This window comes from Bradyrhizobium sp., assembly GCF_030654605.1.
Lineage (GTDB): Bacteria > Pseudomonadota > Alphaproteobacteria > Rhizobiales > Xanthobacteraceae > Bradyrhizobium.
The window spans coordinates 127130-137186 of the sequence record NZ_JAURXB010000270.1 but is presented as its reverse complement, the minus strand read 5'-3'; the positions used below and the strand labels follow the sequence as shown (position 1 = coordinate 137186).

Annotated in this window: 11 protein-coding genes and 1 pseudogene; 6 read left to right on the top strand and 6 right to left on the bottom strand. The window is 64.2% G+C overall.

Features of this window, described 5'->3' with window-relative positions; genetic code table 11:
- The 4 genes and pseudogenes from Q7U29_RS24805 to Q7U29_RS24790 form a co-directional block, all read left to right on the top strand.
- Positions 1–1056 (top strand): BRCT domain-containing protein (locus Q7U29_RS24805; protein ID WP_304745772.1); only part of this gene is annotated, 1056 nt, incomplete at its 5' end.
- A gap of 210 nt (positions 1057–1266) precedes the next feature.
- Positions 1267–1630: pseudogene (locus Q7U29_RS24800) on the top strand (type II toxin-antitoxin system RelE/ParE family toxin).
- Positions 1627–1974, top strand: a complete 348-nt coding sequence (locus tag Q7U29_RS24795) for a helix-turn-helix domain-containing protein (RefSeq protein ID WP_304745770.1) — start codon at positions 1627–1629, stop codon at positions 1972–1974. The pseudogene Q7U29_RS24800 and the gene Q7U29_RS24795 overlap by 4 nt, the downstream one beginning before the upstream one ends.
- Positions 1975–2139: 165 nt before the next feature.
- Positions 2140–2457 (top strand): EthD family reductase, encoded by a 318-nt coding sequence (locus Q7U29_RS24790; RefSeq protein WP_304745768.1) that lies wholly within the window; start codon positions 2140–2142, stop codon positions 2455–2457.
- A 255-nt stretch (positions 2458–2712) separates the two neighbouring features.
- On the opposite strand, the gene Q7U29_RS24785 is transcribed toward Q7U29_RS24790, so the two are convergent.
- Both Q7U29_RS24785 and Q7U29_RS24780 read right to left on the bottom strand, forming a co-directional pair.
- Complete coding sequence (locus Q7U29_RS24785; RefSeq protein ID WP_304745767.1) at positions 2713–3987, bottom strand: multidrug effflux MFS transporter; 1275 nt, start codon at positions 3985–3987, stop codon at positions 2713–2715.
- A 241-nt stretch (positions 3988–4228) separates the two neighbouring features.
- The gene (locus tag Q7U29_RS24780) at positions 4229–6058 is read right to left on the bottom strand and encodes an aminopeptidase P family protein (protein WP_304745766.1); all 1830 of its coding nucleotides are present in this window, start codon (positions 6056–6058) and stop codon (positions 4229–4231) included.
- Positions 6059–6251: 193 nt separating this feature from the next.
- Between Q7U29_RS24780 and Q7U29_RS24775 the strand changes: the two genes are divergently transcribed.
- On the top strand, positions 6252–6437 hold the full coding sequence (locus tag Q7U29_RS24775) for a hypothetical protein (protein WP_304745765.1): 186 nt from the start codon (positions 6252–6254) through the stop codon (positions 6435–6437).
- A 4-nt stretch (positions 6438–6441) separates the two neighbouring features.
- Here the strand turns inward: Q7U29_RS24775 and Q7U29_RS24770 are convergent, their stop codons facing one another.
- The gene (locus Q7U29_RS24770; protein ID WP_304745764.1) at positions 6442–7338 is read right to left on the bottom strand and encodes a 50S ribosomal protein L11 methyltransferase; all 897 of its coding nucleotides are present in this window, start codon (positions 7336–7338) and stop codon (positions 6442–6444) included.
- Between the two features lie 162 nt (positions 7339–7500).
- Here Q7U29_RS24770 and Q7U29_RS24765 point away from each other — a divergent pair, with 162 nt between their 5' ends.
- On the top strand, positions 7501–7737 hold the full coding sequence (locus Q7U29_RS24765) for a hypothetical protein (protein ID WP_304745762.1): 237 nt from the start codon (positions 7501–7503) through the stop codon (positions 7735–7737).
- Here Q7U29_RS24765 and Q7U29_RS24760 read toward each other — a convergent pair.
- The 3 genes from Q7U29_RS24760 to Q7U29_RS24750 form a co-directional block, all read right to left on the bottom strand.
- On the bottom strand, positions 7734–8039 hold the full coding sequence (locus Q7U29_RS24760) for a hypothetical protein (protein WP_304745760.1): 306 nt from the start codon (positions 8037–8039) through the stop codon (positions 7734–7736). The two genes, Q7U29_RS24765 and Q7U29_RS24760, sit on opposite strands and share 4 nt — an antisense overlap.
- A gap of 213 nt (positions 8040–8252) precedes the next feature.
- Entirely contained in the window at positions 8253–8390 is a 138-nt protein-coding gene (locus Q7U29_RS24755) for a hypothetical protein (RefSeq protein ID WP_304745758.1), read from the bottom strand.
- Between the two features lie 35 nt (positions 8391–8425).
- Positions 8426–10027, bottom strand: a complete 1602-nt coding sequence (locus tag Q7U29_RS24750) for an NAD(P)/FAD-dependent oxidoreductase (protein ID WP_304745756.1) — start codon at positions 10025–10027, stop codon at positions 8426–8428.
- Between the last annotated feature and the right edge of the window lie 30 nt (positions 10028–10057).

Here is a 10057-nt window from a genome sequence, read left to right as displayed (position 1 = left end):
GTCGGCGGCGTCATCGTGCAGAACGTCTCGCTGCACAACGAGGATTACATCAAGGGCATTGGCGGCGACGGCGAGCAGTTGCGCGAGGGCCGCGATATCAGGATCGGCGACACCGTCATCATCCAGCGCGCCGGCGACGTGATTCCGCAGGTGGTCGACGTGGTGATCGACAAGCGGCCGACGAGCGCCAGGGAATTCCATTTTCCCAGGAAATGCCCGTGCCCGCTGCATACCGACGTGGTGCGCGAGGAGACCGCGGCCGGCGAAGAGAGTGCCCGCGCCCGCTGCAGCGGCGAGTTCGCCTGTCCCTATCAGACGATCGAACACCTGAAACTGTTCGCCTCGCGCCGCGCCTTCGACATCGAGGGACTCGGCGAGAAGCAGATCGCTTATTTCTACGAGCAGGGATGGGTGAAGGAGCCCGGCGACATCTTCACGCTGCCCGCGCGCAACACCAAACTCAAGCTGGAGCAGATCGAGGGCTACGGCGAAACTTCGGTGCGCAACCTGTTCGCCGCGATCGAGGAGCGGCGAAAAATTTCGCTGGAGCGATTCATTTTCGCGCTCGGCATGCGCCATGTCGGCGAAACCACGGCGCTGGCGCTGGCGCGCGGCTACGGCTCCTGGAAGGCCTTTCACGACGCCTGCCTCAAGGTCGCCAGGGACGACGAGGAGGCGATGGCCGAGATGGATGCGCTCGACCAGATCGGCGAAACCGTGATCGCCAGCATCAAGGCCTATTTCGGCGAGAGCCATAACCGCGGCATCGTCGAGCGGCTGACCAGGGAGGTCACCATCGTCGACGCCGAGAAGCCGAAGAGCAATTCGGCGGTCGCCGGCAAGACCGTGGTGTTCACCGGCGCGCTGGAGAAAATGACGCGCGACGAAGCCAAGGCGATGGCCGAGCGGCTGGGCGCCAAGGCGGCGGGTTCGGTATCGAAGAAGACGGACTACGTGGTCGCGGGGCCGGGGGCGGGGTCGAAGCTCAACGAAGCCAGGAAGCACGGCGTTGCGGTATTGAGCGAAGACGACTGGTTGAAGCTGATCGGGCAGTGAGGCGGTTACTTGGGGAGTAAGACGATAGCTTGCCAAGAACAAGCGATCGATGACCTCCGTGTAATCCGCCTCATGAAACGCCACTGCCAATCGCGGCTGCTGGCAGTGCCATGAATTGGACCTGCGAAGTGCAATAATCGACGGCTGCCTTGGGCTACAGTCAGTATTGACTTTGATCTATAGGTATATTACTATAACAGAGTAAAAGATCTGTTGCACTCGCTCAAGCCCGCGATTTTTGTGGGCTCCAGCCGGAAGGACCTGCAGGCATTCCCTGCGGCCGTTCGCGGCGAGCTTGGCCAGGCCCTTTTTGAAGCGCAGCTTGGGGACCATCCACGTCACGCGAAGCCCCTCAAGGGTTTTAGCGGGGGTCCTCGAAATCCGCGACAATTTCGACGGCGATACCTACCGAGCCGTCTACACCGTGCGATTTGAGGGCGTCCTGTACGTCCTGCATGCCTTTCAAAAGAAATCGACGAGCGGGATCGCTACTCCGCAGCGACACATTGAACTGGTCAGGCAGCGCCTCAAGGATGCCGAGACCATTCACAAAGCAACGAAGGGAGATCGATGATGACTGCCAGGAAGAAGCTGCCGGCCCACGAAAAGGGCTCCAGCAACATTTTTGCGGATCTCGGCCTGCCTAATGCCGAGGAACACCAACTCAAAGCCGCCCTTGTGGTGCAGCTCAAGCGGCTTATTGCCGAACGCGAACTAACGCAGACGGCAGCCGCCAAGCTGATCAAAATGAAACAGCCCGATTTATCGAAGCTGCTCAGGGGCGATTTCAGGCTGGTTTCAGTCGAGAAGCTGATGCGGATGCTGACGGCATTCGCTCAGGATGTGGAGATCACGCTGAAGCCCCATCGGAAACGGGGCGAGGCCGGACGGATCACGTTCATATCGGCCGCGACTTGATGCATATGATCGACGAAGTAAAGCCGGCGCGCGAGCTCGGCGTGGCCTTGCTGAGCGAGGACGACTGGCTGAAGCTGATCGGGGAGTGAGCCGGTTACGGTGCGTTGACGCAAGGCGTCAGGCGCGCCAGAGTTGCCCCATAAACGACCAACCAGGGAGGAAGCCATGATCAAGGTCAGTGTGATGTATCCGAACAAGCCAGGCGCGCGCTTCGACCATCAATATTATCGCGACAAGCACATGCCGCTCGTGAAGACCCGCATGGGCGACGCCTGCAAATATTATACGATCGACAAGGGCCTTGCCGGCGGAGCGCCGGGCGATCCCGCGACCTATGTCGGCATGTGTCACATCTTCGCCGACTCGGTCGAGGCGTTTCAGAAGGGCTTCGGGCCGCACGCCAAGGAGATCATGGGAGATATCGCCAACTACACCGACATCGCGCCGGTCATGCAGATCAGCGAAGTCGTGGTGGAGAAGTGAACAACTTCAGCTGTCGTCACCCACGGAGGCGGGTGATCCAGTATTCCAGAGACTTCTATTAGAACCGAGAAACCCCGGCGTACTGGATCGCCTGCTGGAGCCTGTCATCGGGCTCGCCGGAGGCGAGACCCGGTGGCGGGTGACGACACCGTTAGCGGGGCGGCGACCTACCATATCTTGTGCCGGGACGCGTTCCGCCCGTCCAGCCATTCTGTACATGGGGTTGTTTTCGCACTTTGTCTTGGCGCTTGCCCCTCACGGCATGCCCGACTCTTTCTCCTCCGCCTTCTCGATCAACGCTTCGCTCACCGTCAGTTCGCGGCGGGGAATCAAAAAGATCATCGTCGAGGCGCAGGCGATCGACAGCACGACAATGGCGATGTTGAGCGGTACCGGCGTCGCAAAATGGCCGCCGAGATAGGCGCCGAACTGCGACACCAGCGCGCCCAGCCCCATCTGCAGGAATCCCATCGCGCCGGAGGCGGTGCCGGCGGCCTCGGGGCGGACGCTGATGGCGCCGGCCGCCGAGTTCGACATCACGAAGGCGTTGGCGAACATGACCAGCATCTGGGTGCCGAACAGCCATGACGGCGCCTGATTGAGGCCGATGACGCCCCACACGAGGTTGAGCAGGGCGCCGGCGAATTGCAGCGCCAGTCCGAACCAGATCAGCTTCTCCAGCCGGTGACGCGGCGAGGCGCGCGCGCAGGCGAGATTGCCGAGCAGGAAGGCGAGGCCGGTCGAGGCGAACCACGCGCCGTATTCGGCGCTGGAGCGGCCCATCTGCGTCACCACGATGTAGGGACCGCCGGCGGCAAACACGAAGATGATCTGCGACGCCAGCACCTGGCACAGCACATAGCCGATGAAGGCGCGGCTGGTGAGGAGACTGCCGACATCGCCGCGAAAGCCGCCGGGCTCGATGCGGTCGCGCCGGGTCTCCGGCAGGGCGACGGCGATCGCGACTGCGATGATGAGGGAGGCCGCCGTGATGACATAGAAGATGGCGCGCCAGCCGAACGCGATTTCGAGCAGGCCGCCGGTCAGCGGGCTCAGCATCTGCGCCACCATCATGACAGCGATCACCAGGCTGATCATGGCGCCGACGCGGTCGCGGTTGTAGAGGTCGCGGATGATGGCGCGGCTCACCACCATGCCGGTGGCGCCGCCGAGCGCCTGAAAGAACCGCGCCGCGATCAGCTGCGGCAAGGTTTCGGCGAAGATGCAGGCCGCACTCGCCATCACCATCAGGCCGAGCCCCGCAAGCAGCACCGGGCGGCGTCCGAACTTGTCCGACAGTGGTCCCATGATGATCTGCGAGCAGGCGATGCCGACCATGAAGAGCGACACCGTCATCTGCGCGATCGAAATGTCGCGCCCGAAAGCGGTGGCCAGCACCGGCAGCGCCGGCACCAGCATATAGAGCGAGATCGGCGCCACGCCGGTCATGGCGACCAGCAGCAACAGCGTGGTTCGCGACGTCGCGGGGCTGGTGTCGGTCCCCGGCGGCTTGCCCATCACTCCATGCATTCTGGTCGGCTTCCGTGGTGTGAATCGGACTGTAGCGCCATCGACGCTCGCGAATACGCCCGTTTCGGAATGCGGCTATTCCGTTTTCGGGAGGCGCTTGAATGTTGTGCGCGAGCGGGCCCGGCATGAAACCGTCATTGCGAGCGAAGCGAAGCAATCCATCTTGTCCTGGCGCTGCGATATGGATTGCTTCGTCGCGAATTGCTCCTCGCAATGACGCGCAGGGCTACGGAAGTCCGGATTATTCGGCCAGCGGCTCGGTCGCCGCATCGAGCCAAACCTTCGTCGCCTCATCGACATGCGGCCGCACCTCGCGGCGCACCCTGGCATGATAGTCGTTGAGCCAGTTCAGCTCCCCGCCATCCAGCATGGCGAGGTCGATCAACCGTCGGTCGATCGGCGCCAGCGTCAGCGTCTCGAACGTATTCATCGGCCTTTCCGCGCCCGCAATGTCGGCGGCAACCACCAGTTCGAGGTTCTCGATCCGGATCCCGAAACCGTCGGTCTTGTAGTAGCCGGGCTCGTTGGACAGGATCATGCCGCGCTTCAGCGGCGTGGTGCCGAGCTTTGAAATGCGCGCCGGGCCTTCATGCACCGAGAGATAGCTGCCGACGCCGTGGCCGGTGCCGTGATCGAAATCGATGCCGGCCTGCCACAGGAACTGGCGCGCCAGCGTGTCGATCTGGGCGCCGGTGGTGCCGTCGGGGAATACCGCGCGCGCGATTGCGATATGGCCGCGCAGCACGCGGGTGAAGCGGTCGCGCATTTCGGCGGTGGGTTCGCCGATCGCGATGGTGCGGGTGACGTCGGTGGTGCCGTCTTCATATTGTGCGCCGGAATCGATCAGCAGCAGGTCGCCGGATGAGATCCGCCGGTTGGATTTGCGGCTGACGCGGTAATGCACGATGGCGCCGTTCGGCCCGGTGCCGGCGATGGTCGGGAAGGAGACGTCCTTCAGCGCGCCGGTGTCGCGGCGAAACGTTTCCAGCGCCTCGACGGTGTCGATCTCGGTCAGCCCGCCCTTGGGCGCCTCGCGGTCGATCCAGGCCAGAAATCGCGTCAGCGCCACCGCGTCGCGGCGATGCGCCGTGCGCGTGCCCTCGATTTCGGTGGCGTTCTTCACCGCCTTGAGCAGGGCGACCGGATCGTTGCCGCGTACCGGTCTGCCGCTGGCCGCCAGAATCAGGCGGCTCAACGCGTCGGCGGCGGTGGCGCCGTCGAGCGCGATCGAGGCACCGGCCTGCGCCAGCGCCGTGAGTTTCGGTGTCAGCGCCTCCGGCTCCTCGACATCGGCGGATTGTTCGAGATGATCGCGGGCGCTGTTGGAAAGCTTGCGGTGATCGATGAACACCGTGGGCCGGCCCTCCTTCGGCACCAGCGCGTAGGACAACGGCAGCGGCGTATGCGAGACGTCGGCGCCGCGGATGTTGAAAGTCCAGGCCACCGCGTGCGAATCCGACAGCACCAGCGCCTCGACGCCGAGGCGCGTGATCTCGAGCCGGATCCGCCGCAGCTTTTCGGTTTCCGCCTCGCCGGAAAATTGCGCGCCGTGAATGGCGACCGGGCCGAGCGGCGGGGCAGGGCGCTCGGTCCACACCGAATCGAGCGGGTTGCTGTCGACCGCGACCAGTTCCGCGCCGGCCTTGGCGCAGGCCCCGGCCAGCCGCTCGGCTGCCGCAGAAGTATGCAGCCACGGATCAAATCCGAGGCGGTCGCCGGCCACCAGATGCCGGGCCAGCCAGCTTTCCGGCGGCGGATCGGCCAGCGGCTCGACCTGCCAGGCCTTGCCATCGACCTGTTTGGCGGCCTGCAGCGTATAGCGGCCGTCGACGAACACCGCGGCCTGTTGGGTGAGAACGACGGCCATTCCGGCGGATCCGGTAAAACCGGTCAGCCAGGCCAGCCGCTCTTCGGAAGGCGCGACATATTCGTTTTGTTGCTGATCGGCGCGCGGAATCACGAATCCCGTCAGCTTGCGCCGCGCCAGTTCCTCGCGAAACGCCGCCAGCCGCGCCGTCAGCGCGACGCCTGCCTCGGGGTCTTCGAATGTCTGGAAATGGGCTTCGAACATCGCGTGGTCACCTCTGGGATTGCGGGGAGAACTCCGCAATCTGATCCATATCAAGCCGATCTGGCATAAATTGTGCTTGAATATTAGCACCTGCATTAGACGGGATGGAACGATTGTTGTCACAAACACTTGGTTCCAGCGCTATCTGGGGGAAATCCGGGAGTGTTTCAACTCAACGACGAGGGGATACACAATGCCTGCTTTTACGTTTGAGAAGATCTCGCCCCCGGTTCGCCGTGGTCCGATTCCGTCGATCGAACAGAAGCAACGCGGTGTCATCGTCCAGATTCTGGACCGGTTGGTCGAGGCGCGCGTCAAGCGGACCAGGCGCCCGGAAAACGGCGTGATCGCCCGCCACGAGCCCAAGCCGCCGGACTAGATTTTCATCCCACGCGCTGCATCAGCAGGCTGCTCCAGCCTTCGATCTGAAGGTGCTTCCTGAGAACCAGCCCGCGCGCGCGATAGGCCGCGACCACGCTTTGGGCCTGCTGCGGCAAAAGCCCGGACAAGATCACCAACGCCGATGGCGCCAGATGCCGCGCCATCGGCGTTGCCATTTGCCGCAGCGGGTTGGCGAGAATATTCGCCAGCACCAGGTCGAACGGCGCTCGCCCCAGAAATTCCGGGGCCGAAAAGCCGGTGGCGGTGATGGCCTGCACCAGGTCGCCGACGCCATTCAGCCTGGCGTTTTCCCGCGCCACCCGGACCGCGAGCGGATCGATGTCGCTCGCCAGCACCTTCATCCGCAGTGCCCTGGCGGCGGCGATGGCGAGCACGCCGGTGCCGGTCCCGAGATCCAGCACACGGCGCGGCAAATGCGCCTTCAGCACCTCGTCGAGCAGCAGCAGGCAACCGCGCGTGGTGCCGTGGTGCCCGGTGCCGAACGCCAGCGCCGCCTCGATCTCGATGCCGAGCTTGTTGGCCGGCACTTTTGCGCGGTCATGCTGGCCGTGCACCACAAACCGCCCGGCGCGGACCGGGACCAGATCCGCAAGCGTCGCCTTGACCCAATCTTTTGCCTCGACCGTATCGAAGCTGATGTGCTGGGCGACCTCATCCCCGGCGGCGAGGCCGACCAGCTCGCGGATCGCGCCTTCGTCCGGCGGCTCGGCGAAATGCACGATGATATCCCAGCGCCCGCCGGCCCCCTCGAACGCGGTGATCGCGGCCTGGCCTTCGGGAAAACTCTCGTCCAGCAGATCGACCACGCGCCTGGCGGCCTGCTCGTTGCCGATCGCAAAGCTGGCGCGGCGGGTCGCGGGGGTGATGGCAGGGGTCATGGAAGGTCCGGGGAATGTGCGCGTCATGGCGGCGTGAGCCTGTCGGTACCAAACGCGGGGGGTGTCGGGTAGTGGCTCCGTTCGAATTCCCCCTCCCGGACCGCCGGACTCTCGCGGCCTTGTTTGCTATGCTGGCCGAAGAAGGACCGAAAGGACGCGCATATGACCGCGATCAATCGTGAATTTTACCGAAGCTGGCGCGGGCCTGCCCCGGCCGATCAGGAGACGTGGTGCCTGGTGTTTGACGAGCCCACCCGCCGCCTGCTGGTGCGTCACGAATGGCAGGCTTCAAGGCACAGCGGCTGCGACGAGTTCGAGGTGGCGGAATTCTTGAAGCAGGAGGGAGCCGCGCAGGCCGCCCTGATCGAGAGCCTGTTTCAGGTGCCGGCCGACGCCTAGGATTTCGGAACGTCCCTTGCTTCTTCGATCGTTGCGAGTTCCCGCGCGACGGCATCAATGTGCTTCTGGCGCTGGTTCCGGACGAACCAGAACGGAAGCGCAAAACTGATCAGGACCACAATGCCTTCGGCCAGCGCCGATTTCTCCCGGTCGATCCCGGTGAACGTTGTGACCAGGATGATGAGCAGTACCGCGCCGAAGGCAAACATGGAGCCCACTTCGCCAGGGCGATACTTGGGCTCCGGCGCGTACTGGCTGGCCCGTTCCTTTGCGGCGGCCTGATCCCGATCCTCAACAGTCATGGCACCCCGCTCTGCGCCGAGCGCTTCGACACATTAATGCGTGGCGGCAAGCTACAGGAGTTGTCCCGGAGGTCATACAGCGAACATATCGGGATTGTTCACAGGCTGACCACCGGGTTTTGCACAGGCGATTCACAGCCTTTTCCACCAAGTCATCCACTGGTTCTCCACAGCCTGTCCACCGATCCTTCAACCGGTTGCAGGCAGCCTTGCTCAACGCCCCGCTGACGGCCGCCAGGAGAGGTCGTCCGACCACAGATAGATCGCGATCGCGGCAAGGCACAGTACGATGCCGATCCAGAACATCGGCGAATGATGGATAGGCCGGGGCTTGTGAGCAGGGGAATTCATTCGATCAACCTCATTGGTCTGCGGGCTCTGCGCCCTCATTTGAACAACGCCCGGTGATCGCCCAAAATCACCCGCGCGGCGTTGTGGCCGGGGGCGCCGGTGACGCCGCCGCCGGGATGGGCGCCGCTGCCGCAATGGTACAGGCCTTTCAGCGGCCCGCGATAATCGGCATGGCCGAGCATCGGCCGCGCCGAGAACAATTGATTGAGCGTCAACGCGCCGTGAAAGATATCGCCGCCGAGCAGCCCGAACTGGCGCTCCAGGTCGAGCGGCGACAGGACCTGCCGTCCGATCACGCTTTTGCCAAATCCCGGGGCGTATTGGTCGACCGTCGCAATCATCAGATCGGCGACCTCGTCGCGGTGATCGTCCCATGACCGGCCGCCCGGCAATTCCGGCGCGACGTGCTGGCAGAACAGGCTGGCGACGTGCTGGCCCGACGGACACAGCGTGTCGTCCAATGTGGAGGGGATCAGCACCTCGACGACGGGTGCGCGGCTCCAGCCATGTTCGCGGGCGTCCTGCCAGGCGCGGTCCATATAGCCGAGGCTGGGCGCGATGATGATGCCGGCCGAGAGGTGATCGCCGGCGGCCGGCAGGGCGCTGAACGAGGGCAGGGCATTCAGCGCGACGTTCATCCGGAAGGTGCCGGAGCCGTTGCGCCAGTTCTTGATGCGGCCGAGGAAATCCGCCGGCAGCGCCTCCGCCGGCAACAGCCGCGTATATAGCAGTTTCGGGTTGACGCTGGAGACGACATACTTCGCGCGCACGGTTTCGCCGTTGTCGAGGATGACGCCGACCGCCCGGTCGCGCTCGACGATCACCTCACGCACGCCCGCATCCGTTTCGATCTCGACGCCATGGCCGCGCGCCGCCTTCGCCATCGCCTGCGTGATCGCGCCCATGCCGCCGATGGCGTGGCCCCAGACGCCCTTCTTGCCGTTCACCTCGCCGAACGCATGGTGCAGCATCACATAGGCCGAGCCCGCGGCATAGGGGCTGGCGTAATTGCCGACGATGGCGTCGAAGCCATAGAGCGCCTTGACCAGATCGCTCTCGAAGGTCTCGTCCAGCATCTCGCCGGCCGAACGCGTGAACAGGTCGAGCAGCGAGCGCTGCTGCGGCAGCGACAGTCTGTTGAGGATGTTGGCGGTGCCCAGCGCATTGAAGGCTTCGCGGATCGCGCCAACGCCGAATCCCTCGACGATGTTCGGCGGCGCCCGCAGCACGAAGGCGCGCAGCACGTCGGCGATCTCCTCCAACTCGCGGTTGAACGCATCGATGCTGGCGGCATCGCGTTCGCTCAGTTTTGCAATCGATTGATGGGTGCGGCCCTCGCCGGTCAGCAGATAGCTGCCATCGGGGGAGGGTAAAAAGTTCTGCGCGCGGCGCTCGACAATCCGCAGGCCGTGCTCGGCCAGTTTCAGGTCCGACACGATCTGCGGATTGAGCAGGCTGACGGTGTAGGCCGCGACCGAATTGCGGAACCCGGGATGGAATTCCTCCGTCACCGCGGCGCCGCCGACCACCTTGCGGCGATCCACCACTTTCACGCACAGGCCGGCCATCGCCAGATAGGCCGCGCAGGTGAGGCCGTTATGGCCGGCTCCGATGATCAGGACGTCGGTCTCGTTCATGTCCGCTTCAACAATGAGGTGTCATTCCGG

What these genes read in the sequence shown, in the direction of transcription:
- Q7U29_RS24770 (WP_304745764.1), bottom strand. Translation starts at nt 7,338, where the DNA reads ATGACCCCTGCCATCACCCCCGCGACCCGCCGCGCCAGCTTTGCGATC.
- Q7U29_RS24760 (WP_304745760.1), bottom strand. Translation starts at nt 8,039, where the DNA reads ATGACTGTTGAGGATCGGGATCAGGCCGCCGCAAAGGAACGGGCCAGC.
- Q7U29_RS24785 (WP_304745767.1), bottom strand. Translation starts at nt 3,987, where the DNA reads ATGCATGGAGTGATGGGCAAGCCGCCGGGGACCGACACCAGCCCCGCG.
- Q7U29_RS24795 (WP_304745770.1), top strand. Translation starts at nt 1,627, where the DNA reads ATGATGACTGCCAGGAAGAAGCTGCCGGCCCACGAAAAGGGCTCCAGC.
- Q7U29_RS24755 (WP_304745758.1), bottom strand. Translation starts at nt 8,390, where the DNA reads ATGAATTCCCCTGCTCACAAGCCCCGGCCTATCCATCATTCGCCGATG.
- Q7U29_RS24790 (WP_304745768.1), top strand. Translation starts at nt 2,140, where the DNA reads ATGATCAAGGTCAGTGTGATGTATCCGAACAAGCCAGGCGCGCGCTTC.
- Q7U29_RS24765 (WP_304745762.1), top strand. Translation starts at nt 7,501, where the DNA reads ATGACCGCGATCAATCGTGAATTTTACCGAAGCTGGCGCGGGCCTGCC.
- Q7U29_RS24780 (WP_304745766.1), bottom strand. Translation starts at nt 6,058, where the DNA reads ATGTTCGAAGCCCATTTCCAGACATTCGAAGACCCCGAGGCAGGCGTC.
- Q7U29_RS24775 (WP_304745765.1), top strand. Translation starts at nt 6,252, where the DNA reads ATGCCTGCTTTTACGTTTGAGAAGATCTCGCCCCCGGTTCGCCGTGGT.
- Q7U29_RS24750 (WP_304745756.1), bottom strand. Translation starts at nt 10,027, where the DNA reads ATGAACGAGACCGACGTCCTGATCATCGGAGCCGGCCATAACGGCCTC.